The following is a 23,129-nucleotide window of genomic DNA, read 5'->3' as shown; positions in this document are numbered from 1 at the left end:
CTCATCGGTGTCCACCCGGCTGTCTCCCCTCAGCCCTTGCGCCACAGCTGCGAGGCCGATCCGTCGCAGGTGTACGAGACGACGGTGGCGCCGGACATGGTCAGGCAGCCGCCGTCGGCCCCGCTGCGGAGGGTGTGGCTGCCGGAGGTGCCGGAGCCGATGCGCCAGCTCTGTGCCGCGGAGCCGTCGCAGGGGGCCGGGACCGCCTGGCTGAAGCCCTTGGAGGTGAGGCAGCGCCCCGTGGAGGTGCTGACGATCCGGAAGGGGCCCGAGCCCGAGTAGCGCCAGGAGTAGTAGAGCCGTCCCCCGTTCGTGGAAGGGGCGCCGCACTCCGAGGGGGAGGCCGTGGTGAAGACTCCCGCGTCGTACTCGGCCAGGCACCTGCCGTCGCTCGTCACGCGCAGCCGGGAGGAGCCCGACGGAGGCGGGGGCGTCGTGCCGCCCGGCCCGCCGGAGGACCCGGAGCCTCCCGTGCCTCCCGTGCCTCCCGGGGAGCCCGATCCGCCCGTCCCGTCGGAGGAGCCCGATCCTCCGGAGCCCGTCGACCCCGAGCCCGAGCCGCCGGATCCCTCCGGGGAACCCGACCCTCCGGAGGACCCGGACCCGGACCCGGACCCGGACCCGGACCCGGACCCGGAGCCGGAGCCGGAGCCGGACCCGGAACCCCCTGTGCCGCCTGCCGTGCCGTCCGCCCCGCCGGAGCCGGTGGTTCCGCCCGCCGCTCCCGAACCCCCCGGGGAGCCCGGGGCGTTCGCTCCCTCTGGGCCGCCCCCGCCGCCGTCCGGCCGCGGCACCCCGTGCGGGGGCGAGGAGCTGCCGGCGGGTGCGGCGCCCGAGGCGTCCACGGACGGCGACCCCGGGCCGGGCGCGCCCCCGGAGGGCGCGGGGGAGCCGGGGACCTGCGGCGCCGTGCCGGTCGAGGGGGCCGCGACGCCGCCCCCGGGGTCCTGGCCGAAGGGGAGGCCGTAGGGGGAGAGCGTGAGGGTCAGGGTGGTGCCCGTGACCACCACGGGCAGGGCGACGAAGAGGAGGCTCCGGCGCCGGGCGCCGGTGCGGCGCGTGCCTTCGGCGTCCGGAGGCGGCGGGGTGACCGGTGCCGGGGCCGCCGGTGCGGCCGGTCCGCCGGGCGGTGGGCCGGGGGCCGCGGGCGGGGCGGGGGCCCCGTCCTCGGCCGTGCCGGGCTCCCCGGTCTCGTCCGCCTCCGGTGGCGGGGTCGCGGCGAACGCCGTCCGCTCCGCGATCCGTTCCGCCACCGGACGCGGCCAGGGTGCCGCGGCGCCCGGCACCAGGGCGACGGTGTACTCCCCGGCCCGCTCGAACAGCTCGGCTGCCGTGGGCCGTTCCGCAGGGTCCTTCGCCAGGCAGGCGGCGACCACCTCGGCCAGCTCCGGTGCCGTCCGGGCGAGGCCGCCCAGATCCGGCTCGGTGTGGACGATGCGGTAGAGCAGGTCGAGGCCGGAGCCGTCCCCGAAGGGCGGACGCCCGTTGGCCGCGTAGAGCAGCAGGCTGCCGAGGGCGAAGACATCCGCCGCACCGGTCAGCCGGCGCTCTGCCACGGCCTGTTCGGGTGCCATGTAGGCAGGGGTGCCGATCACCATGCCGGTACGGGTCAGCCGGCTCTGGTCGGCGGCCCGGGCCACTCCGAAGTCGATCAGCTTCGCGCCGTCGGCGGTCAGCATCACGTTCGACGGCTTCAGGTCGCGGTGCACCATCTCCACGGCGTGCACGGCACGCAGCCCGGCGGCGGCGTCCCGGAGCAGCCGCCAGACCGTGTCGGAGGGCAGGGCGCCCCCCTGGAGCCGGACGGCCTCGCCGAGGGTGATGCCGGGGATGTACCCGGTGGCCAGCCACGGCGGTCGGGCGCTGCGGTCGCTCGCCAGCAGCGCGGCGCTCACCCCGTCCGGCAGCCGGGCCAGGTTGTCGAGTTCGTGCCCGAAGTGGCGCAGGAAGTCCTCGTCCTCGGCGAGCGCCGGCAGCACCTGCTTCACCGCGGCGTAGCGCCCCGAGGAGGCCCCCAGGTACACCCGCCCCATCCCCCCGGAGCCGAGGACGCCGAGCAGGGCGAAGGGGCCGATGCGCCGCGGGTCGCCCGCTTCCCGTGGCCGGGCCCCGCTCCCCGTCAAACTAGAGCCGTTTTCTAGTCCCCCATGCATGGCGCACAGGCTAGCGGAGCCTGCTCCGGATGCCGATGCCGCTCCGTCAAGTGGCTGTCTGTGCAGGTGACTTGGCTGGTTCCGATGGGTCCCGGACGGCACGTGCCCACGGCCGGGTGGCGCAACGCGCCGAGGCCGGTGGGTGCCGCGGGCTGTCTGGCATGATCGCGTACACGACACGGGAGGGGATGTCAGTGGCGTTCGGGGGACAGGGGCCGTACGGGGCGGGGAACCCCTACGGGGCGGGGCATCCGCACGGACCGGGAAGCCCGTACGGGTACGGGCCGGGCAACCCGTACGGACCGGGAGGCGCTCCGGGCGGGCATCCGCCGGACGGCGGGAGCCCCTACGGCGGCGGGCCGCACCCGCCTCCGCGGCCGCCCGTCCCGCCGCCCTATGTGCCGCCCCCGCGGCCGACGCTGCGGCAGCAGTTCCGTGCCGACGAATGGCCGACGCTGCGCCAGTTGCTGCACCGGACGAACCTCAACGGCTGCTGTCTGCTGCCACTGCTGATGTGCTTCACGCCCGCGCTGCTGCTCGTGCTCGCGTACCCCGTGGCCCGCTCCGCCCGCAGGCAGGCGAGAACCGCGTTCCCCGCGGACCTCCACCGCTACCCGTACGACCCGGAGGTCTGGCGGGTCCAGAAGATCCGCGCCTGGCTGGCGCTGGCGGCCTCCCTGGCGATCCTCGTCGCGTACGGCACGGGCGAGGACTGGTCCGAGGTGCAGGACCAGTTCCTGCTGCGGGTGACCATCACCCCCTGGCTGCTGCTGCTCACGGCGCCCGTGGTGATCCTGGCCCTCCTGCGGCTGGCGCCGGAAGCGGCGCGACCGGGTATGCGGTCCCGGCTGCGCCCCCCGGTGCGGATGGTGCTCTGGTACGTCGGCTCCTTCACCCTGGTGCCCCTGCTGTTCGCGGGCGTGATGCTGCTCAGCGAGACCTACCAGGGGCAGGTCTGGGCCCCCCTCCTGACCATGGTGCTGCTCGCCCCGGTCCTGTGGATGCTCTGCTTCGTGGGCTTCGGCTCGGCCACCGTGGTCCGCACCGCCTTCGGTACCTCGGCGGTCCACGCGGCGCTCCCCGCGCTGCTCACGGGTGTGCTCGTCTGGGAGCTGGCCGCCGTCAACCTCCTGGCCACGGGCATGCCGCCGGGCCCGCCGCTCGTCCAGGTCCTCGCGGTGTTCTGCGGCCCGCTGTCCGTGACGGGCGTCGCGTGGTGGGAGGTCGAGCGCCTGCGCACGCGGCACGGCGTGCGCCTGCGCGCCTGAAGGCGGCCGCACGGACCGGGACCCTCCCGGGACCGGCCCGGGCGGTCCGTGCGCCGGGCGGCCCCGGGGAGGAGCGGCCTCCGGGCCGCGGTCAGTCGCGGGTGAAGGTCCCGAGGCCGTTCCCGTCCAGCCTCTCCACGGTCATGCGGGTGGCCGTGCCGCCCTCGCCGACGGTGAACGTCACCCCCGTGCGGCCGACCGCGTTCTCCCCGGTGGTCTCGAAGCTGAACGTGTCTCCGTCGAAGGGCGTGAGGGGGAACCGCATCCCGTCGGGGCCGAGCCGGAGGACCAGCCCGTCCCGGCCGTCGGCGGTCACGGTCGCCGGACCGTAGTAGGCATTGCGGTAGGTGCCGGTGTAGCTGTCGTCAGGGCGGGCGTCCGCGGCGTCGGCGGGGGGCCGCGTGTAGTCCGTCGGGGAGCGCTCCTCGCGCTCCTGCGCCTCGTAGACCTGCCGGACCGCGGGCAGCCAGTCCCGGGTGGGCTCGCCGTACTCGGCCGTGTCGAAGAAGCCGAAGGCGATCGCGTCCGCGAGACCGACGGGCATGCCGTTGGTGAGGATCACGATGCCCAGCCGCTCCGACGGCAGCAGCGTCACGTTGGTGTTCGCCCCGAGCGCGAACGCGCCCGAGTGGTTGAGCCGCAGGCGGCCCTGGTCGTCGTAGCCCACGTTCCACCCCAGACCGTAGAAGCCGGTGCGGCCCGCGGGGTTCTCGGGGGGCTGGGAGACGATCTCCGGCAGATGGGTGCGCCCCAGCGGCTCGGCCGGGACGATCTGCTCGTCGCCGAGCCTGCCGTTCGCCAGCTGGATCCGCATCCACGCCGCCATGTCGCGTGCGGTGGAGCTGACGCCGCCGGCGGGCGCCTGCGCGTCGGGGTCGCGGACGAACCGGGCCTCCCACGTCCCGTCCGCGGTCTCCACATGGGTGACCGCCCGGTCCGGGGCCTTCTCGTAGTCGGCGAACAGGGTGCTGGTCGAGTCCATGCCCGCCGGCTCGAACAGCGACTCCTCGGCGAGCTCCTGCCAGGAGGTGCCCTTGGCGTCGGCCGCCGCCTCGGCCGCGGCCGTCACGCCGAAGTTGGTGTAGGCGTAGCTCGCACGGAACGGCGACAGCGGTTCCATGCGCATCCGGCTGAGGATGTACTCCTGGTCGTAGCCCAGGTCCTCCAGCAGGTCGCCCGCGTGGTCGGGCAGGCCGCTGCGGTGGGAGAGCAGGTCGGCGACGGTGGCGTGCCGCGACACCCAGGGGTCCTTGAGGGCGAAGCCCGGTACGTGCCCGGCGACGGGGGTGTCCCAGGCGATGGCCTCGTCCCCGACGGCATCGGCGATCACCGTCGAGGTCACCGGCTTGGAGAGGCTGGCGATCTGGAACACCGTGTCCGGCGACACCCCGCCCTCCTCGCCGGCCTCCCGCTCGCCGAAACCCTTGAGGTACACCACCCGGTCGTCGTGGACGACGGCCACGGCCACACCGGGGACGCCGCTCTCCTCCATGCCCGCCCGGATCTGCCCGTCGAGCTTGGACACGGCCGAGTCGACGTCCTCGGCGGTGAGCTGCGGGTCGGGCGGCGGGGGTTCGGCCCGGGGGGCCGCGGCGGCGCCGGGAACGCCGACGAGTGTGCTGCCGACGGTGGCGAGGAGGAGGGCCGCGCCCGCCGCGACCGCACCCCGGGCAGTCCTGCGCTTCCCCCGCCGGTCTCCGAGCCGCTGGTCACTCATACGGCCCATTGAACGCCGGAGCCGGTGCTCTGTCGCGGCGACCCCGCCCCGCGTCGGCCGGGCACCCCGGGTGCGCCCGGCCGGCAGGGGGCCCGCCGCCGAGGGGACCGCCCTGCTCAGGGGCCGGTCCCCCGGGTGACGGCGGCGACGGCCGTGTCCGCCGCGCCGGCCTCCTGCTCCCGCTCCGGGTCCCGCTCCCGCTCCGGTTCCGTGGACGGGCTCCGGAGCCACACCGTCGCCCCGCCCAGCACCACCGCCCCGGCCAGCAGCCACGGCAGCGGACCCGCGGGGAGCGAGCCCGCCGCCAGTCCGGCGAGGGCGCCCGTCAGCTGGAGGGCGAGGGACTGGACCGACAGCGCGGTCGCGCGGACGGTCCCGCCGACGCGCCGGTGCAGCAGGTCGTTCTCGTTCGGCCCCGCGCAGCCCAGCGCCAGGTAGACCAGCGCGTATCCGCACACGGCCAGCACCGAGGACACCGGAGCGCCGGACCCCGCCGTCGCCCCCAGGAGCAGCAGCCCCGCGGCGCACGCCGCCATGCACAGGAGCACCGCGCGGTCGCCCCGCCCGCCGAGCCGCCGGGCGACCGCCGGAGCGAGGTGGCTGCCCGCCCCGGTGCACACGAAGCCCGCGCAGGCCAGCACGGCGAAGAGCACCGCCCCCGACTCCGAGCCGCCCGTCGCCGCGGCGGCCCGGGGCGGCGTCAGCAGCTCGACGGCGCACAGCGCGGCGCCCGAGGCCGCGGCCGTGAGCAGGAGCCTGCGGACCAGTCCGTCGCGCGCACCCAGGCGGACCCCGGTGCGCACGGTGTCCGGGACCCCGCGCAGGATCCCGGCCACGGTGGCGGGCGGACGCGGCGGCTCGGGCAGAGCCGTGAGCACATAGCCGACGAACACCGCGCAGACCACCGCCGCGAGCATCGCCGGGACCGACAGGGGCAGCACCACGCCGCCGGTGATCCGGGACGGGTCCGCGCCGATCCGGTCGAGGAGCAGGGGCAGCGATCCCCCGGCCAGCGTGCCGACGGCCAGGGCGGCCGCGGAGGCCGAACCGCCGCGGGCCAGGCCGGTCCGCAGCTCCGCGTCCGGACCAGCGGCGGCCTGCACGGTGTCGACGTACCACGCCTCCGCAGGGCCGGAGGAGAGCGCCCGGCCGCCGCCGAGCAGCAGCATCGCCGCGCCGAGCACCCACAGGGAGGAGGCCGTGGAGACCAGCAGCAGGGCACCGAGGTTGAGCGCTCCCGAGGCGGCGAGCACCGGCCTGCGGCCGATCACGTCCGACAGGCCGCCGGTGGGCAGTTCCAGCGCGGCGACGGTCAGCGAGTACACCGCGAACAGGCCCGCGACGGTGGCGAGGGCCAGGCCCCGCTCGGTCAGCAGCAGCACCTGGGAGGGGAGGTAGAGGCCGACGGGCAGCCAGAAGAGGAAGGCGGTGGCGGTGAAGCGGCGGCGGGCCGTCCCGGGGCTCAGCAGACTCACCGGAGGCCCTCCGCTCCGCCCCGGCCGTCCTCGGCCGGACCGTCCTGCTCGCCGGACGCCCCGCCCTTCGTGCCGGTGGCCGTGTCGGGGGCCTCCGGGTCCCCGGACGCGGCGGGCATGCGGAACCCGGCCGCGAACACCGCCGCCTGCTCGGCGCGCGGGTCGTCCGCGTCCCGGGCTGCCAGGGCGTAGGCGGTGCGCGTGAAGACCTCCACCAGCTCCCCGAGGGACTCCGGGGTCATCCGGAGCATCAGGTCCGTCATGCCGGACGCCTCCAGCCAGTCGGCACCCACCCGGCCCGCCGCGGCGTCGGCCGCATGGGCCGCCACCGTGCGTTCCAGATGGTCCAGTTGGGCGCGGCGGATGGTGTCGACGAAGGCCCGGGCCGCCTCCGAGTCGTTCATCCGGGCCTCGTCCCAGCTGGTGAGGGCGTGGACGGCCTGCCAGCGCCGCTCCCGGGCGTCGCGGTGCTCCGCCTCGGTGATGAAGCCGTGGCGTGCCAGGACGCGCAGGTGGTAGCTGGTCGACGCGGAGGACTCGCCGGTCCGCGCGGCCAGCTCGCTGGCGGTGGCGGCGCCGAGCTGCCTCAGCAGACCCAGCAGCCGGATCCGCAGCGGATGGGTGAGGGCCTTCAGGGCGGCGGTGTCGGTCCCCGGGTCGAGGACCCGGCGGGTGGGTTCGGCAGGCATGGGGCGAGCGTAGGACCGCCCGACCACTTAGCAAAACTATTTTTGCAAAAAAATCTCTGCGAAATCGGAGGCGGAGGGCGGAGACCGGCCGTACGGGCGGAGGTGGAGGGCGGAGCCCCGCAGCACGGGCGGGGCCGGGCGGCCACGGGCACGCGGGGGCAGGGCGTGCCGAGGGCCGCCGGGACTCAGGGGGAGGGGCGTGCCGAGGGCCGCCAGGGCTCAGGGGCAGGCGCGCGCCGAGGGCCGCCGAGGAACACTCATGCGCCTCTCATCCGGGGCTTATCCCCTCATCACCCCCCGCTCCTAGCGTCGCGCCATGTTCTTCACCTACCTCCGGCGCGAGCTGCGCCGCCGCAGGAAGGCGGCGCTCGTCGTCGCTTCGGGGCTGGCCCTCGGCATCGCCCTCGTCATCGTCGTCACCTCGGTCTCCTCGGGCATGAGCCGCGCCCAGGGCAAGGTCCTGGAATCCCTCTACGGACTGGGCACGGACATGACGGTCACCAAGGCCGTCGAGCCCCCGGAGGAGGGGCAGACCACCCGGAGGCCGCGGTTCGAGTTCGACGCCGGAGAAGGCGAGGAGGCGCAGCAGAGCCGGGACCTCGTCATGGTCCAGGGCTTCCAGTCCCTGGACGCCTCCACCGTCGACGACGTCGCGGGCCAGGACGGCGTCGCCGACGCCGTCGGCGGGCTCGGCATCCGTGTGATGAAGGTCGACGGGGAGTTCCGGCGCGGGCAGGTGGAGAACCCGGGGCAGGGCGGACCGGGCGGCGGGGGCGGCGGGGCCGTGCGCGGCGGGGGCGCGGCCTTCGACGTCGACTCCTACACGGCCTACGGCACCGACGTCGCGCGCCAGGACCTCGGCCCGCTCACCACCTCGAAGATCACCTCCGGCCGGACCTTCACCGAGGGCGAGACGGACGCCGCGGTCGCCGTGCTCGACAGCGCCTGGGCCGCCGGGAAGGACCTGGCCGTCGGCGGCACCCTCACCGTCTCCGGCACGGAGTTCGAGGTCATCGGCATCGCGACGGCCGACAGCGGCGACGCGGCGGCCGACGTCTACCTGCCCCTCGCCCGGGCCCAGGCCCTCGCCGGCGCCGAGGCCAAGGTGACCACCGTCTACGTCAAGGCCACCGACTCCCAGCGCATCGAGGGCGTCAAGGAGGCCGTCCTGAAGAACATCCCGGGGACCACCGTCACCACCTCCGCGGACCTCGCCGCCACCGTCTCGGGCTCCCTGTCCACCGCCTCCGACCTCGCCTCGGGCGTCGGCACCTGGCTGTCCTACCTCGTGCTCGGCGCCGCGTTCCTGGTGGCCGGGCTGCTCACCTCCTCCGCGGTGAGCCGCAGGGTGCGCGAGTTCGGCACGCTCAAGGCCCTGGGCTGGCGGAGCGGCCGGGTCACCCGCCAGGTGGCGGGCGAGGCGCTCGTCAACGGGCTCGTCGGCGGCGCCCTCGGCATCGCACTCGGTCTCGCGGGCGCCTGGCTGATCACCGCGCTCAGCCCGACGCTGACCGCCGAACTCGGCGGCGGCGGCGCGGCCGGTGGCGCGGCGCGCGGCGGGATGCGCTTCGGCGGCCAGGGCGGCGGGGGCGGCAGCCCCCAGACCCTCGACATCGCCCTCACCGCCCCGGTCTCCCTCGCCACGATCGGCCTCGCCGTCGCCCTCGCCGTGGCCGGCGGCCTCGTCGCGGGCGGCTTCGGCGGCTGGCGGGCGTCCCGGCTCCGCCCCGCCGACGCGCTGCGCCGCGTGGAGTGAGCGCCCACCGCACGACCGCACACCGCGCGACCACGCCGCGCACGGCCGCCCGCCGCGGGGCGGACCGGTCCCCGGGGGCGGCACCCCGGGAACGGCAGGACCGCGAGGAAACCCCTTCACGCAACAGGAGTTGACGATGTACCAGCTCACCGGCGTCACCAAGCGCTACCGGCGGGGCAAGGACGCCGTGACGGCCCTCGACTCCGTCGACCTCACCATCGAGGACGGCGGGCGCCTGGTGATCCAGGGGCCGACCGGAGGCGGCAAGTCGACGCTGCTTCAGATGCTCGGCGGCCTCGACCGGCCCACCGAGGGCAGCGTCGTGCTCGACGGCACCGACCTCGCCGCCCTCCCCGAAGCCCGGCTCACCCGGGTCCGCGCCGAGAAGATCGGCTTCGTGTTCCAGGGGTTCAACCTGATCCCCACCCTCACCGCGCAGGAGAACGTGGAGACCGCCCTGGTGCCCCTGCGCCTCGGTGCACGCGAGCGCCGCGAACGCGCCGGGGAGGCCCTGGCCTCGGTGGGCCTCGGGGACCGCTCGGGCCATGTGCCCGGCGAACTCTCCGGCGGCCAGCAGCAGCGGGTCGCCGTCGCCCGAGCCCTGGTCAAGCGCCCCGCGGTGCTGCTCGCCGACGAGCCGACCGGCAACCTCGACGAGTCCATGCGCGACGAGGTGATGGAGGTGCTGGAGGCGCTGTGGCAGGAGCACGCCTTCACCTTCGTGATGGTCACCCACGACTCGGCGCTGGCCCGCCGCGCACCGCGCGTGGCGACCATCGGCGACGGGCGGGTGACCGTCAGGGAGCAGGTGGCGTAAGGGGGGGCGCCGGACCGCCGCCGGGGGGTCACCCGCCCCCGGCGGGCGCCGGGGTGCGGGCATCCGCCCGCGCGAGCCCGGCGGTGGAGACCGCCAGCGCGATCAGCACCGCGGCGAAGCCGTAGAGGACGGGCGGGTGCCCGCCCACCACGAGCGCCCGGTCCCACAGCGGTACGTCGGCGGCGCGGTGGGCGATCCAGGCTGCCACGGCCGTGAGACCGAAGGCCCGGGGCGACACCCGGGTCGCGGCCGCGGTCACCGCCACGGCGGCGGGAGGGACGGCGGCCACGGGCAGCATCAGCCATCCCGCGGAGCCGTCGAAGCCCAGCGACACCAGGATGATCCACTCGGCCACCAGGACCGCGGCCGTGACCGCGCCGCACCGGCGCGCCGTCCGGCGGTCCGGCCGCGACCGCACCCGCAGGGCGCACCCGAGACCCGTGAGGGCGGCGACGGCGGCGAAGGTGCCGAGGGCGGAGCCCAGGAACTCGTTCGCCGACAGGACCAGCAGCGCGTCCCCGGCCGCGGCCGCCACCCCCAGAACGGTGACGGCCCGGGCGTGCCCCGGACCCCGCCAGGGGGACAGGCGCGGCCGCACCGCCCGCAGGGCCCGGACCGCGGCGAGTACGACGGTGCCGTGGGCGGCGATCTCCAGGACCATCCCCCACCCCGGGGAGAGGCTCCACAGCGTCACCGCCACCGCCTGGACCCCTCCCACCACCGACATGCAGCCCAGCCCCGCCAGCCCCCCGGCGGCCGCCCTCTCCCAGGAGGGACGCAGTACCGCCGCGCCGCACAGCGCCACCAGGCAGGCGAGGGCGAGAGCGGAGGGGCCCTGCCAGCGATCGTCCACCAGGGCAGTGGAGCCGTCGGCGAAGTACGGCGGAAACAGGCGTGCGAGGAGCAGGGCGGCGCCGACGAGGGCCGGGACGCAGACCGCGGCCGGCCGCGGCCTGCGGCGTCCGGCCGCACCCCCCGGGCCGGGGGCCGCCGCGCTTCCGTGCCCCGTCGCCACGCCGCCCGGACGCGGGGGCCCGCCCGCAGCCGCCTCGGGCCGCCGCGGCGGGGGCGGGAGCTGCTTCCCCGGCTCGTCCGGGACCTCTCCCCGGGGCTTCTGCGCGGGCGCCCGCGGACGGTCCGTCACGGGAGGTGCTCCGGGAGGGCTCCCGGTCCGCCGGGCGGGGGCGGGGGCGGTGGGTGCGGGAGGGGTGGCGGTGCGCCGGGTACGGCCGCCCCGCCTGCGGCGGGCGGTGGGCGCGCCGGCCGGGGAGGGCAGTGCCACTGGGGCCCCGGGCGGGTCCGCGGCGCCCGACGGGCGCACGGGGCCGGGCCGGGCGGTGGCGCCGGGCGGGGTCGGGCTCCCGAGCCCGTCGGGGACCTCGGCCCGGTCCGCCTGGTCCGCCTGGTCCGTCCGGGGCGGTGAGGAGTCCTGCGGAGCGGGGTCCTCGGCCGCGTCCGCCGGGTCGGCGGGCGCCGCGCGCCGCTCCTCGTGCCCCCCGTGGGCGGCGAGCAGGGCCGCGGCCGCGGCCGACACCGTGCGGCTGTCGTCCTCCGCGAGGCCCTGAAGGGCCCGTCGCGCGGCCAGGGCCCGCCCCGCGTGGCGTCCCGCCAGCAACCGGCCGAGCTCCTGCGCCGCACCGGCGCGGATCCCGGCCAGCGGATGGCCGATCGCGTCGGCGAGCTCCGGAGGCAGCGGGGCGGGCGTCTCCACGGGCCGCCCGCGGCGGGCGAGGCGCAGACCGCCCTGCACTCCGAACGCCCACTTGCCCGGCGTCTGGTGCCGCGTCACCGCCCGGACGGACTCGTAGAGATGGTCGTACAGCTCGTCGAGCGTCACCCAGCCGTCCTGGTCCCGGTCGGCCTCCCCCGACTCCAGCCCCGCCACCAGGGCGCCGGTGAAGACGGACGGCCCCGGCGACGGCGAGGTCTCGGACGGCTCGCCGCCGCCCTCGAAGGCGTACTCCATCGCGCTGGACGCGGTGATCACGGCCCTGCCCCGGCCCGCCAACTGCTCCCGCAGGGGCAGGGCCGTGCCCCCGCGGGCGACCATGCCGCGGGCGAAGGCGCCCGCGTAGCAGCAGTCCAGGAAGAGGACGATCCGGCGCGAACGGCTGCGTCCCATCAGCCGGTTGACGAGATCCGCCGAGACGGATGTCGAGTCCAGCCGGCCCAGCCGCGTGTCCGGGGTCGCGAAGTGCAGGCGCCCGTCCTCGTCCTTGACCCCGTGGCAGGAGAAGTGCACGAGCAGCAGGTCGTCGGGCGAGCGGTCGGCGAAGAAGTCGTCGAGCGCCTGGTTGACCACGTGCGCGGGCTGGTTGACCAGGGTCCGGACGTCGTAGCCGCCGATGGCGCCGTCCCGCAGCACCCGGCCGAGCGCCTCGGCGTCCTCCGCGGGTGATCGCAGCCGCCGCAGCCCGGGGTCCCCGTACTCATGGCACGCCACGATCAGGGCACTACGTGTCCCGCTCACTGTCCGGCCCGGTACTCCGGCGCTCCAGCCACGAGTCGATCAGCCGTCGCCTGTCCTTCGCGGACAGGCCCGTCACCTCGATCGAGTCACCGTCGATCTCGATCCTGACGCTCCGGCCCGCCCGCCCGGCCCCCCACGCCTCGACGGCCGCCAGGACGGCCGACACCAGCTCCGGCTGCGCCACCGCGACCAGCAGCGCGCCGAGCGCGACCGCGCCGCCCGACTTGGTGCCCTCCGGCGCCTCGCCGCCGCCGAGCGGGGACACCGCGGCGTCGAGTTCCCGCAGCTCCCGCCCCAGGCCCTCCGCCAGCTCGGCCCGCCGCTCGTCGTCGGCGCCCTCCTCGTCGACGTGCAGGACCAGCCGTAACGCCGCCGTGTGCGCCACTGTCCACCCCCAGTCACTCCCCGTATGCGGTGCACCACATGCTAGGCGGGGGGCGCGGTGGACGGCAGGGCTTCGCGGGATGTGCGTCGGTGCCGGTGCGGCCGCGCAGGGGTGCCGCGGCCGGGGCTCAGGCGCACTCGGAGGCCCCGTGCCCGGGGCCCGCGGCCGGGCCGGTGCCGGGTGCGCCGCCCGCGGCCAGGGCCGCGCGGAGGCGGCCGTCCGTACGGGAGAGCAGCTCCGCGGCCTGCGGCGCCCCCACTCCGGCCAGGATCACCAGGATGGCGTTCTTCACCTCTCCGCCGGTCGACTCCAGCGCCGCCTCGATCCGGTCGTCCGGCGCCCCGGTCGCCAGGGCGACGATCCGCCGCGAGCGGGCCCGGAGCTTGTCGTTCGAGGCGCGGACGTCGACCATCAGGTTCCCGTAGGTCTTGCCCAGGCGGATCATGGTGACCGTCGAGATCATGTTGAGCACCAGCTTCTGCGCCGTGCCCGCCTTCAGGCGGGTGGAGCCCGTGATCAGCTCGGGGCCCGTCACCACCTCGACGGAGTGCTCGGCCGCCGCCCCCAGCGCGCTGCCCGCGTTGCAGGAGAGGCCCACCGTGAGCGCCCCCACCCGCCGCGCGTGCTCCACCGCCCCCACGGCGTAGGGAGTGCGGCCGGAGGCGGATATGCCGACGACCGTGTCGTCCTCGGTGAGCTTCAGCGCGTCGAGGTCGGCGGCGGCCAGCTCCTTGCTGTCCTCGGCCCCCTCGACAGCCCGGACCATCGCCGCGGGACCGCCCGCGAGGAGCCCGACGACCTCCGAGGGGTCGGTGTTGAACGTCGGCGGGCACTCGCTCGCGTCCAGCACGCCGAGCCGCCCCGCCGTGCCCGCCCCGGCGTAGACCAGTCGGCCTCCGCGGGCCATGCGGGCGGCCGCCGCGTCGATCGCCCGGGCGATGGCGGGAAGCTGCTCGGCGACCGCGGCCGGGACGGACGCGTCCGCGCCGTTCATGAGGCGGGTGATCTCCAGGGTCGGGAGCCGGTCGACGTCCGCCAGTTCGGGCCGGAAGGCCTCCGTCGCGAGGCTGTCGAGCTGGGCGCGGAGTTCACCGTGGAGGGAGGTCATGTCAGGTGGCTCTGCTTTCTCGGGACGTACGCGTGCCGGGTGGTGCGGGTGCGGGATCAGCGGCTGCGCGGGCGGTGGCGGTGGGCCAGCGCCTCGTACGAGGCGGCCAGGGCGGGGGCGGCGGACTCGTACGTCCGCTGCGCCACCCCGATGAACAGGCAGTCCACGACCAGGAGCTGACTGGTGCGGGAGGACATGGCCGCCGGCCGCAGTTCGCTCTCGCGGGCCGTGGACGTGGTCAGCACGTGGTCGGCGTACTGGGTGACGGGCCCGTCCGGGCGCCCGGTGATCGCGACGGTCGTCGCCCCCCGGTCGAAGGCCACCCGCAGCGGCTCGATGACGTCGTCCGTCGAACCGGAGTGCGTGATGGCGATCGCCACGTCACCGGACCGCAGCTGGACCGCGTTGGTCACGGCGAGGTGGGGGTCGGCGTGGGCGTGGGCGAGGAGCCCGATGCGCAGCAGCTTCTGGGCCAGGTCCATGCCCACGAGGGAGGAGGCGCCCGCGCCGTAGACGTCGATGCGGCGGGCGGTGGCGGCCGCCGCCACCACCGCGCCCAGCTGGACCGTGTCCAGCCCGGCCGCGGTGTCGGCGAGGGTCTGCTGCTCGTCGTGGGCGAGCTTGGCGACGACGTCCGCGATCGGGTCGTCGACGGCGATGTCGGTGGTGAGGGCGGGGGCCCGTCCGGACTGCTGGTGCGCCGCCAGCCCGGCCAGCGCCAGGCGCAGGTCCCGGTAGCCGGGGTAGCCGAGGAGGCGGGCCGTGCGCACCACGGTCGCCTCGCTGGTGCCCGTGCGCTCGGCGAGGCCCGTGACCGTGAGGGCGGCGCACCCGGCGGGGTCCTCGGCGACGGCCTCGGCGACCCGCTGCATGGAGCGCGTCATGGAGGGGGAGAGCGTGCGCACCTTCGCCGCCAGGGCCGCCGGTGCCGGTGGCGTCCCGCTGCTGAAACTTTCCTTCACTGGATACGTCACACGTGAAAGGTATTTTCGGGCTTCGGGCCCCGTCAAGGCCCCCGTGCGACCGGGGGACAATGGGCCCATGGACGCCCCGAACCCGCTGGAACAGGCACTGCACGCCGCGCGGGCCCTGGTCCTCGCCGACCTGGCCGCCCGGGACGTCGCGGAGGCGGACGTCGTCTCCCTCGTCGAGGACGCGGTCACCCACCGCCGCTGGTGGGTCGAGCAGTGGCCCGAGGGGGCCCCCTACGTGGCCGGCCTGGTCGCCCAGGACGTGCAGGACGCCCTGCTGGAGCGCTACGGGCGCTGGCCGCTGTGCCCCGTCTGCGACCAGGGCGACCCGCACGCCCTGGAGGTCGAACCGGAGCTCGGGCCGGACCCGCGCTGGGTCTGCGCCAAGGCCGGCGTGGTGATCGCCCCCGTCGGCGGCCTGCGGTGACGGTCTTCATCGACCCGCCGGACTGGCCGGGTCACGGCCGCATGTGGTCGCACCTGGTCAGCGACGCCTCCTTCGACGAGCTGCACGCCTTCGCGGAGGGCATCGGCTGCCCGCGCCGCGCCTTCGAGCGCGACCACTACGACGTGCCCTCGCACCGCTATGCCGACGCCGTGGCGGCCGGGGCGGTGGAGATCGGCTCCAAGGAGCTCGTCCGGCGCCTCACGGAAGCGGGGCTGCGCCGCCCGAAGGGCCGCCCGGCGCCCCGCGGCGACCGCTAGGCCGTCTCCGGCACAGGGCGCTGTCCGCCCGCGGGGCGGCGCGCGCCGAGCGGGATCCGTCGGGCACGGTCCGGGCCCCACCCCGGTCCTGCCGCGCGGCCCGGCGGGATCACCGGCGGCCGGCATGCCGGGGGTCCGGCCGGCGGGCTCACCGGCGGGCGCGGTCGCCCACCGGGGCGGCGGAGGCGCCCATCGCCCCCGTGACCACCCGGGAGCGGGAGTGCACCCGCAGCGAGAGGGCGACCAGTCCCGCCGCCGCCGCGGTCATCGCCGCGCCCGCCCAGGCCGTCGACGCGAAGCCGAGGCCCGCGTCGATGACCGCACCGCCGAGCCACGGCCCGGCGGTGTTGCCGAGGTTGAACGCGGCGGTGGCCGTCGCGCCCGCCAGGGTCGGCGCGGCACCGGCGACGTCGAACATCCGGGCGTTGAGCGCCGGGGCGGTGAAGAACGAGGAGAACCCCAGGCAGAACGCGAGCGCGACCGCGGCGGCGGGGGAGGAGGCGAGCAGCGCCAGCGCCGCCAGCAGCACCGTGGAGGCGGCGGTGCCCGAGAGCAGCACGCCGAAGAGGCGGGCGTCGGCGACCCGGCCGCCTACCACGGTGCCGGCCAGCGCGCCGGTCCCGAACAGGCCGAGCACCGTCGGCACCCAGCCCGCGGACAGCCCCGCCACCTCGGTGAGCAGCGGCGCGAGGTAGGAGAAGGCGCAGAACACCCCGCCCGCCGCCAGTGCGGTCGCGGCCACCGCCAGCCACACCTGCCGGTCCCGGTAGATCGCCAGCTCCCCGCGCAGCCGGGGCCTGCGGTCGGGCCGCGGGATGCGCGGCACCAGGGTCGCGACCCCGGCCAGGGCGACGGCCGAGGCGGCGCCGACGGCCCAGAACGCGGCCCGCCAGCCCAGGTGCTCGCCGAGGAACGCGCCTGCGGGCACCCCGAGCACGTTGGCGAGGGAGAGGCCGCCGATCATGACGGCCATCGCCCGGGCCCGGGAGGTGACGGGGACCATGGCGATGGCCACGGCCGCGCCGACGGCCCAGAAGCCGGCGCAGGCCAGCGCGCTGAGCACGCGGGAGGCGAACAGCACCTCGTAGGAGGGGGCGAGCGCGCCCGCCACCTGCCCGAGCCCGAACAGCGAGATCAGGGCCACCAGGGTGGTCTTGCGGGGGAGCCCCAGCGTGGCGACGGCCAGCAGGGGGGCGCCGATCACCATGCCGATCGCGAAGGCCGAGATCAGCAGGCCCGCCTGCGGGATCGACACGCCCATGTCGGCGGCGATCGGCGGGAGCAGCCCGGACAGCATGAACTCGCTGGTGCCCAGGGCGAACACGGACAGCCCCAGGAGGTGGACGGCGAGCGGCATCCGGGAGCGGCCCGGCCGGGGTGCTCCGTCCCCGGCCGGGAACGGGGACCCGGGGGTCCGCGGGGCGGGCGGTGACGGGTGATCGGAAGGCGCGGGCACGACAGGTGCCAACAGGTGCTTCGTACCTGTCATTCCCCCGGGGCCGACCGTCTCAGGACGCGGACAGCAGCTCCAGCTCCACCGTGAGGTTGTGCCGTGCCGGGGCCTCCCAGTGCTCCCGCCCGTAAGGGGTGCGGTACAGGCGCGGCAGGGCCAGCAGCCGGCGCAGCACCGCGGCGCGTCCGTCGCGGAACAGCTCCTCGGGCACGAAGCCGTACTCCTCGCGCACCGCTGCCGCGTAGGCCGCGTAGGCGGCCGGGGCCGCGGCCAGGACCGCGAGGTCCGCGTCGCACAGCACCTGCCCGTCGGCGTCCCCCTCCTCGGGGTCGTGGGTCACGGTCAGTCGCACGAGGCGGGCGACCTCCGCCGTGCGCGCCTCGCCCACGCCGAGTTCGGTCAGCGCCCGCTGGGCGAGACGGGCGGAGCGCTCCTCGTTCTCGGAGCGGTCGGGGAGGTAGACGGCGTCGTGGAACCAGGCCGCGAGGCGGACGGCGGCGAGGTCGGCCGCGTACTCCCGGAGTTCGTCGATCCGGTCGAGCACCGCCGCGAGGTGGCCGGTGGTGTGGTAGCGCCGCTGGGGCTCGGCCCAGCGGCCGAGCAGGTCGTCGGCGTAGCGGTCGAGCGCCGCCGTGCCGGGCCCGGTCGCCAGGAGGGCCGGGGCCCCGGGGCCGTCGCCGAGCGCGGCCGGCAGGGTGGCGCGCCAGCGGGCGCGGAGGTCGTCGTGGGCGGGGTGCGCGGGGAGCGGGGCCATGGCCTCATTCTGCCGCCGGGCGCGGGTGCGGGAGGCGCCCCGGGGCAGGCCCCGCGGCGCCTCCCGCCCTCCGCTCCGGGCCGTCAGCCCCCCGCGCCGAAGCGGCGCAGGCGCAGGCTGTTGCCGACGACGAAGACGGAGGAGAAGGCCATGGCCGCTCCCGCGATCATCGGGTTCAGCAGGCCGGCCGCGGCCAGCGGCAGGGCGGCGACGTTGTAGGCGAACGCCCAGAAGAGGTTGGTCCGGATGGTCGCCAGGGTGCGGCGGGCCAGCCGGATGGCGTCGGCCGCCGCGGTGAGGTCGCCGCGGACCAGGGTGAGGTCGCCCGCCTCGATGGCCGCGTCGGTGCCGGTGCCCATGGCGAGCCCGAGGTCCGCCTGGGCGAGGGCGGCGGCGTCGTTGACCCCGTCGCCGACCATGGCGACGGTCCTGCCCTCCTTCTGGAGCCGCCTGACGACGTCCACCTTGTCCTCGGGCATGACCTCGGCGACGACCTCCTCGATCCCGACCTCGGCGGCGACCGCCTCGGCCACGGCCCGGTTGTCGCCGGTGAGCAGCAGGGGGGTGAGCCCCAGTGCGCGCAGGCGGCGGACGGCCTCGGCGCTGGTGTCCTTGACCGCGTCGGCGACTTCGAGGAGGGCGCGGGCCTCGCCGTCCCAGGCGACGGCGATCGCCGTGCGGCCGCCGGCCTCGGCCGTGGCGCGGGCCTCGGCCAGGTCGGCGGGCAGGTCGATGCCCTGCTGCTCCAGCAGGCGCGGGCGCCCGACGAGCAGGGCGTGCCCGTCGACCGTGCCGCGCACGCCGAGACCGGGCACGTTGGCGAAGTCCTCCGGGGCGGGCAGCGGCCCGGTGCGCTCGGCGGCCGCGCTCGCGACGGCCCGGGCGACGGGGTGCTCGGAGGCGTGCTCCAGGGCACCGGCGAGCCGCAGGGCCCGGTCGGCGTCGACGGCACCGGCGGTGCGCACCGCCAGGAGCTCCATCCGGCCGGTGGTCACCGTGCCCGTCTTGTCCAGGACGACGGTGTCGACCGCGCGCGTGGTCTCCAGGACCTCGGGCCCCTTGATCAGGATGCCGAGCTGGGCGCCGCGTCCGGTGCCGACCATCAGGGCGGTGGGCGTGGCCAGGCCCAGGGCGCACGGGCAGGCGATGATCAGGACCGCCACGGCCGCGGTGAAGGCGGCGGTGAGCCCGGCGCCGTTGCCGAGCCAGAAGCCGAGGGTCGCCACGGAGAGCGCGATGACCACGGGGACGAAGACGGCGGAGATCCGGTCGGCGAGCCGCTGGGCCGCGGCCTTGCCGTTCTGGGCGTCCTCGACGAGCCGGGCCATCCGCGCGAGCCGGGTGTCCCCGCCGACCTCGGTGGCCTCGACGACCAGGCGGCCGCCCGCGTTCAGGGTGCCGCCGGTGACGCGGTCCCCCGCGGCCACCTCCACCGGGACGGACTCGCCGGTGAGCATGGAGGCGTCGACGGCGGAGGAGCCCTCGACCACCGTGCCGTCGGTGGCGATCTTCTCCCCGGGGCGTACGAGGAAGCGGTCCCCGGTGCGGAGCCCGTCGACGGGGATGGTCTCCTGGCGGTCGCCGCGCAGCACGGTGACCTCCTTGGCGCCCAGCTCCATCAGGGCCTTCAGCGCGGCCCCGGCCCTGCGCTTGGAGCGGGCCTCGAAGTAGCGCCCGGCCAGGATGAAGGCCGTGACACCGGCGGCGGCCTCCAGGTAGATGTTCCCGGCACCGTCGCTGCGGGCGATGGTGAACTCGAAGGGGTGGGTCATCCCGGGGACGCCCGCGGTGCCGAAGAACAGCGCCCACAGCGACCACAGGAACGCGGCGGAGGTGCCCACCGAGACCAGGGTGTCCATCGTGGCGGCGCCGTGGCGGGCGTTGGTCCACGCGGCCCGGTGGAAGGGCCAGGCCGCGTAGGTGACGACGGGCGCGGCGAGCGTCAGGCTGAGCCACTGCCAGTACTCGATCTGCAGCGCGGGCACCATGGCCATCGCGATCACCGGTACGGACAGCACCACGGCGGTCACCAGCCGCTGGCGCAGCGGGGTGAGCCCGTCCCCCTCCTCGGGCCGCCCCCCGCCGTCCGCTCCGGGAGACCCGGGTGCCGCCGGGGCGGGCTCCTCGGCGGTGTAGCCGGTCGCCTCCACCGTCGCGATGAGGTCGGCCACCACCACGTCCGGGGCGAAGGCGATCCTCGCCTTCTCGGTGGCGTAGTTGACCGTCGCCTCGACGCCCTCCATCCGGTTCAGCTTCCTCTCGACGCGCGCCGCGCAGGAGGCGCAGGTCATCCCGCCGATGGTGAGTTCCACCTCGTGGGCTGCGCTGTCCGCTGGGCGGGCGGCTGCGGTCGGCATCTCCGGCCTCCTTCGGGTCTATACCCCTAGGGGGTATCTATTGCTCCTTCCTGTATACCCCCTCCCTGTATGGGGAGGCAAGTGCCGACGGGGTGCGCGCATGGCCGGATGCCGCCCCGGCGGGCTGTCACGGGAGGTGCGGGGTATTACGCTGGACATTGGACTAGACCTCTTCGGCCGTTCGGGGGCCGCGGAGGCGGCACCTTGTACCTTCCTGGAGGAATGGGCCCCATGAGCAACCGTGCACTCCTTGAGGTGATCGCCCTCGACCCGCAGGACGCGGTCGCCGCGCAGGCGGCAGGAGCGGACCGGCTGGAGCTGGTCACCGACATGGCGGCCGACGGCCTCACGCCCTCCCGCGACACCTTCGCGCGCATCCGGGACGCGGTGGACATCCCGCTGCGGGTGATGCTCCGCCGCGCCGACGGATTCTCCGCGGGCGGCCCGCGGGAGCTCGACACCCTGGCCGGGACGGCGCGGGCGCTGCGGGAGGAGGGCGCCGAGGAGTTCGTCCTCGGCTTCCTCGACGACCAGGGACTGCCGGACACCGCGGCCGTCGAACGCCTCGCCGCCGAGATCGAGGGCTGCCGCTGGACCTTCCACCGTGCGATCGACCACTGCGCCGACCGCGGGGCCCTGCGCAAGCAGCTCGCGGAGCTTCCCGGCCTGGACACCTACCTCACCGCCGGGTCGGCCGCCGGGGTGGACGACGGCCTCGCCACCCTCACCGCCGAGGCCGCCCGCCGCGGCGAGCCCGGCTACGGGCCGACGCTCCTCGTCGGCGGCGGGCTCCGCCTGGAGCACGTGCCCGCGCTGCGCCGCGCCGGAGTCGCCGCCTTCCACATCGGCGGCGCCGCCCGCCCGGAGGGCTGGTCGGCCCCCGTCTCCGCGGACGCCGTCCGCGTCTGGCGCGAGGCGCTCGACGCGTAGGGGCGCCCGCTCTCGGACCGCGGACGGCCGGGGCGCCGGGCCCCGCCCGCCCCGTGCCGGTCCCCGAGGGCCGGGTGGCCCGCACGCGGAAGCTGCGCACCCCTCGCAGGCCGGCGCGGCCGCGCCGGCCTGCGAGGAGAGCCGTGCCGGGACCGAGGCCACACACCCCGCCCGCGCCGGGCCGGCGGCGCCGTCAGGGGGAGGCGGGGCCGGTCAGGAGCCCGATGAGCGTGCGGCGCAGGACGGCGTCCGCCTCCGGGCCGCGCGCTCCGGCGATGCCGGAACGGAACAGCGCCGACCCCTCCGCCGTCATCACGAACACCTCCGCCCGGGCGTGCGCCGCGGCCTCGCCCACCCCCGGCACCCGGTGCCGGACGATCCCGGTGAGGTGGGCGACGTACCCGGCGTAGAAGGAGCGCACGGCGGCGGCCGCCGCGGGGTCGTGCGCCGCCATCGACCACACCTCCGTGAACAGCCGCACCAGGGCGGCGTCGTCGTGGTCGCCGAGGACCGCCTCCAGCACCGACGCGGGCTCGGCGCCCGCGGACGGGCCGGTGCGCTCGGCGATCCGGGCGAGCGAGGTCTCCAGCACCCGGTCCAGCAGTGCGGCCACCAGCTCGGCACGGGAGGGGAAGTAGTGCTGGAGGTGCCCGAGGCGCACCCCCGCCTCGTCGGCGACCGCGCGCAGGGTGAGCTGTGCCCCGCCGGACGCGGACAGCAGGCGCTCGGCGGCGTCCAGGAGTTCGGCGCGGCGCCGGAGGCCCTTGGCGGTGGCCGGGCGGCCGGAGGGCTCGGGGGTCACGCGGCCGCTCCCCGCCGCTCCGCGGCCCCGGCCCGCTCGACGTCGACCAGGACGCCGTGCGCGGCCAGTCGCTCCAGGGCGGCGGCGGGGTCGGGGTGCTGCTCCGGGAAGACCACGCCCTCGGGCGCGGGCGCCCCGTCGGCACCGAGCACCCGGAGCAGGCCCAGGTAGCCGCCGACGGCCGTCAGATGGCTCTGCCCCGCCGGGTCCGAGACGGTGGCGGTGCGGACGGCACCCGCGTGCGCCACGTCGACGCGGAGGCGTGCGGTGCCGCCGCCGCCGGGGGAGTGGAGCAGGGCGCGGCGGGCCGGGGTCCAGCGGTCGCCGCCGGCCCAGCGGAAGAAGCCCGTGCCGCGCAGGGCGAGGAGCATCCGGGTGGCGGCGGGGGAGCTGAAGCCGATCCGGGTGGCGGCGGTGGCGGTGCCCAGGGTGAGCGGGAGGGTGTACTGCTCGGGGGTGTCGATGCGCGCGACCCGCACCTGCTCCGTGCCGATCCGGACGGTGCGCGCCCCGCTCAGCGGGGCGGCGTGCCTGCGCCTGCCGTCCTCCACCACCTCGAAGCCGATGCCGAGCCGGTCCATGAACTCCACCGAGTCCGCACCGGCCCGGTCCGCCATGTCCCAGCGCACGGCCGTCTCGACGCGCTCGGCGCCGCCCAGCTCCCGGGCCAGGGCCGCGGCGACGAGGCTGGTGACGCCGCCCATCCAGGCCGAGGAGAGCAGCACCGGCGCGGAGGTGCGGGCCAGGGCGGCCACGGTGACCGCCCGCTGGAGCCGGGCGGTCCACCGGGTGACGTCCACCTGGGGCACCCCGGCGGCCGCGGCGGCGCGCAGCACGCGGTCCTCCGGGTCGTTGACGGCGCTCACCACCGCCCGCACGGCGGCCCGGAAGGGGGCGGGGGAGGCGAGGTCCCAGGCGCGGACCTCGGCGCCGAGGTCCGCGGCCAGCTCCCGGCCGCGCTCCGGGGTGCGGCCGGTCATCAGTACCGGCAGGCCCCCGGCGCCGACCAGCCGGGAGAGTTCCGCGCCCACGGTGCCGTAGCCGCCCGTGACGAGCACGGGGCCCGCGGGGTCCCACTGCAGTTCGTCGAGGAGTTCGTCGTTCATGCGGACAACTATAGGTCAAGCGACCTATTTGTTGGGCGCGCGCCTGCCGGGAGGCCCGTGCGACCGGCGGCCCGCGGGGCCGGGCACCGATCCCCGGGGGGCGGATCGGCGCAGCCGGGGCCGGGTCGCGGACGGGGAACCGGCCGGTGGGCGGGCGGCAGGCGGCGTGGTCCCGGCCCCCGTCCCGCCGTCCGTTCCGGACGTGGTCCCGGC

The 23,129-nt window shown here is 76.6% G+C and carries 19 protein-coding genes; 6 read left to right on the top strand and 13 right to left on the bottom strand.

All coding sequences use genetic code 11. The features are described 5' to 3' along the window. Nucleotides 1-29: 29 nt before the first annotated feature. Complete coding sequence (locus tag NPS70_RS12080; protein WP_308315006.1) at nucleotides 30-2,123, bottom strand: protein kinase; 2,094 nt, start codon at nucleotides 2,121-2,123, stop codon at nucleotides 30-32. Nucleotides 2,124-2,347: 224 nt separating this feature from the next. Between NPS70_RS12080 and NPS70_RS12075 the strand changes: the two genes are divergently transcribed. After that, nucleotides 2,348-3,421: a hypothetical protein gene (locus NPS70_RS12075; RefSeq protein ID WP_256524169.1), complete on the top strand. Its 1,074-nt coding sequence runs from the start codon at nucleotides 2,348-2,350 to the stop codon at nucleotides 3,419-3,421. 91 nt (nucleotides 3,422-3,512) lie between these two features. Here the strand turns inward: NPS70_RS12075 and NPS70_RS12070 are convergent, their stop codons facing one another. From NPS70_RS12070 to NPS70_RS12060, 3 genes are all read right to left on the bottom strand, one after another. Beyond that, a complete protein-coding gene (locus NPS70_RS12070) occupies nucleotides 3,513-5,138 on the bottom strand; it encodes a serine hydrolase (protein WP_256524168.1) in 1,626 nt (541 codons plus the stop codon). Between the two features lie 116 nt (nucleotides 5,139-5,254). After that, nucleotides 5,255-6,613 (bottom strand): MFS transporter, encoded by a 1,359-nt coding sequence (locus NPS70_RS12065; protein WP_374211988.1) that lies wholly within the window; start codon nucleotides 6,611-6,613, stop codon nucleotides 5,255-5,257. Continuing rightward, entirely contained in the window at nucleotides 6,610-7,302 is a 693-nt protein-coding gene (locus tag NPS70_RS12060) for a helix-turn-helix domain-containing protein (RefSeq protein WP_256524167.1), read from the bottom strand. Before NPS70_RS12060 ends, NPS70_RS12065 begins: the two co-directional genes overlap by 4 nt. Before the next feature lie 316 nt (nucleotides 7,303-7,618). On the opposite strand from NPS70_RS12060, the gene NPS70_RS12055 reads away from it, so the two are divergent. Beyond that, nucleotides 7,619-9,058, top strand: coding sequence for an ABC transporter permease (locus tag NPS70_RS12055; RefSeq protein ID WP_256524166.1), 1,440 nt, complete (start codon nucleotides 7,619-7,621; stop codon nucleotides 9,056-9,058). A gap of 136 nt (nucleotides 9,059-9,194) precedes the next feature. Next, entirely contained in the window at nucleotides 9,195-9,875 is a 681-nt protein-coding gene (locus NPS70_RS12050; RefSeq protein WP_256524165.1) for an ABC transporter ATP-binding protein, read from the top strand. Between the two features lie 28 nt (nucleotides 9,876-9,903). Here NPS70_RS12050 and NPS70_RS12045 read toward each other — a convergent pair whose 3' ends face one another. The 4 genes from NPS70_RS12045 to NPS70_RS12030 all read right to left on the bottom strand — a co-directional run bounded on the left by NPS70_RS12045 (nucleotide 9,904) and on the right by NPS70_RS12030 (nucleotide 14,812). After that, nucleotides 9,904-12,318: a caspase family protein gene (locus NPS70_RS12045; protein ID WP_256524164.1), complete on the bottom strand. Its 2,415-nt coding sequence runs from the start codon at nucleotides 12,316-12,318 to the stop codon at nucleotides 9,904-9,906. A 10-nt stretch (nucleotides 12,319-12,328) separates the two neighbouring features. Continuing rightward, complete coding sequence (locus NPS70_RS12040; RefSeq protein WP_256524163.1) at nucleotides 12,329-12,730, bottom strand: hypothetical protein; 402 nt, start codon at nucleotides 12,728-12,730, stop codon at nucleotides 12,329-12,331. Nucleotides 12,731-12,857: 127 nt separating this feature from the next. After that, nucleotides 12,858-13,838 (bottom strand): N-acetylmuramic acid 6-phosphate etherase, encoded by a 981-nt coding sequence (murQ, locus tag NPS70_RS12035; RefSeq protein ID WP_256524162.1) that lies wholly within the window; start codon nucleotides 13,836-13,838, stop codon nucleotides 12,858-12,860. Between the two features lie 56 nt (nucleotides 13,839-13,894). Further along, a complete protein-coding gene (locus tag NPS70_RS12030) occupies nucleotides 13,895-14,812 on the bottom strand; it encodes a MurR/RpiR family transcriptional regulator (RefSeq protein WP_256524161.1) in 918 nt (305 codons plus the stop codon). A gap of 67 nt (nucleotides 14,813-14,879) precedes the next feature. Here NPS70_RS12030 and NPS70_RS12025 point away from each other — a divergent pair, with 67 nt between their 5' ends. Together NPS70_RS12025 and NPS70_RS12020 are read left to right on the top strand one after the other, a co-directional pair. Continuing rightward, the gene (locus NPS70_RS12025; protein ID WP_256524160.1) at nucleotides 14,880-15,236 is read left to right on the top strand and encodes a hypothetical protein; all 357 of its coding nucleotides are present in this window, start codon (nucleotides 14,880-14,882) and stop codon (nucleotides 15,234-15,236) included. Then, a complete protein-coding gene (locus NPS70_RS12020; RefSeq protein WP_256524159.1) occupies nucleotides 15,233-15,514 on the top strand; it encodes a DUF4031 domain-containing protein in 282 nt (93 codons plus the stop codon). The genes NPS70_RS12025 and NPS70_RS12020 overlap by 4 nt, the downstream gene beginning before the upstream one ends. 148 nt (nucleotides 15,515-15,662) lie before the next feature. On the opposite strand, the gene NPS70_RS12015 is transcribed toward NPS70_RS12020, so the two are convergent. From NPS70_RS12015 to NPS70_RS12005, 3 genes are all read right to left on the bottom strand, one after another. Further along, complete coding sequence (locus NPS70_RS12015; protein WP_256524158.1) at nucleotides 15,663-16,871, bottom strand: Cmx/CmrA family chloramphenicol efflux MFS transporter; 1,209 nt, start codon at nucleotides 16,869-16,871, stop codon at nucleotides 15,663-15,665. Between the two features lie 151 nt (nucleotides 16,872-17,022). Beyond that, nucleotides 17,023-17,721, bottom strand: a complete 699-nt coding sequence (locus NPS70_RS12010) for a hypothetical protein (protein ID WP_256524157.1) — start codon at nucleotides 17,719-17,721, stop codon at nucleotides 17,023-17,025. Nucleotides 17,722-17,804: 83 nt separating this feature from the next. Beyond that, nucleotides 17,805-20,078 carry a cation-translocating P-type ATPase gene (locus tag NPS70_RS12005; RefSeq protein ID WP_256524156.1) on the bottom strand — a complete coding sequence of 758 codons (2,274 nt, stop codon included), beginning with the start codon at nucleotides 20,076-20,078 and terminating at the stop codon, nucleotides 17,805-17,807. Between the two features lie 231 nt (nucleotides 20,079-20,309). Between NPS70_RS12005 and NPS70_RS12000 the strand changes: the two genes are divergently transcribed. Then, on the top strand, nucleotides 20,310-21,008 hold the full coding sequence (locus NPS70_RS12000) for a copper homeostasis protein CutC (protein WP_256524155.1): 699 nt from the start codon (nucleotides 20,310-20,312) through the stop codon (nucleotides 21,006-21,008). Between the two features lie 193 nt (nucleotides 21,009-21,201). Here NPS70_RS12000 and NPS70_RS11995 read toward each other — a convergent pair whose 3' ends face one another. Beyond that, nucleotides 21,202-21,810, bottom strand: a complete 609-nt coding sequence (locus tag NPS70_RS11995; protein ID WP_256524154.1) for a TetR/AcrR family transcriptional regulator — start codon at nucleotides 21,808-21,810, stop codon at nucleotides 21,202-21,204. Continuing rightward, on the bottom strand, nucleotides 21,807-22,916 hold the full coding sequence (locus NPS70_RS11990; RefSeq protein WP_256524153.1) for a saccharopine dehydrogenase: 1,110 nt from the start codon (nucleotides 22,914-22,916) through the stop codon (nucleotides 21,807-21,809). The genes NPS70_RS11995 and NPS70_RS11990 overlap by 4 nt, the downstream gene beginning before the upstream one ends. Between the last annotated feature and the right edge of the window lie 213 nt (nucleotides 22,917-23,129).

Source organism: Streptomyces sp. C10-9-1 (genome assembly GCF_024497955.1).
In the GTDB taxonomy this organism is placed as follows: domain Bacteria; phylum Actinomycetota; class Actinomycetes; order Streptomycetales; family Streptomycetaceae; genus Streptomyces; species Streptomyces sanyensis.
The sequence above is the reverse complement of the archived record's forward strand: the minus strand, read 5'-3'. Positions and strand labels throughout refer to the sequence as shown.

Bases quoted from the DNA above. Each gene is read 5' to 3' on its own strand.
- NPS70_RS12070 (WP_256524168.1), bottom strand. From the start codon at position 5,138: ATGAGTGACCAGCGGCTCGGAGACCGGCGGGGGAAGCGCAGGACTGCC.
- NPS70_RS12060 (WP_256524167.1), bottom strand. From the start codon at position 7,302: ATGCCTGCCGAACCCACCCGCCGGGTCCTCGACCCGGGGACCGACACC.
- NPS70_RS12055 (WP_256524166.1), top strand. From the start codon at position 7,619: ATGTTCTTCACCTACCTCCGGCGCGAGCTGCGCCGCCGCAGGAAGGCG.
- NPS70_RS12050 (WP_256524165.1), top strand. From the start codon at position 9,195: ATGTACCAGCTCACCGGCGTCACCAAGCGCTACCGGCGGGGCAAGGAC.
- murQ (WP_256524162.1), bottom strand. From the start codon at position 13,838: ATGACCTCCCTCCACGGTGAACTCCGCGCCCAGCTCGACAGCCTCGCG.
- NPS70_RS12025 (WP_256524160.1), top strand. From the start codon at position 14,880: ATGGACGCCCCGAACCCGCTGGAACAGGCACTGCACGCCGCGCGGGCC.
- NPS70_RS12015 (WP_256524158.1), bottom strand. From the start codon at position 16,871: ATGCCGCTCGCCGTCCACCTCCTGGGGCTGTCCGTGTTCGCCCTGGGC.
- NPS70_RS12010 (WP_256524157.1), bottom strand. From the start codon at position 17,721: ATGGCCCCGCTCCCCGCGCACCCCGCCCACGACGACCTCCGCGCCCGC.
- NPS70_RS12005 (WP_256524156.1), bottom strand. From the start codon at position 20,078: ATGCCGACCGCAGCCGCCCGCCCAGCGGACAGCGCAGCCCACGAGGTG.
- NPS70_RS12000 (WP_256524155.1), top strand. From the start codon at position 20,310: ATGAGCAACCGTGCACTCCTTGAGGTGATCGCCCTCGACCCGCAGGAC.
- NPS70_RS11990 (WP_256524153.1), bottom strand. From the start codon at position 22,916: ATGAACGACGAACTCCTCGACGAACTGCAGTGGGACCCCGCGGGCCCC.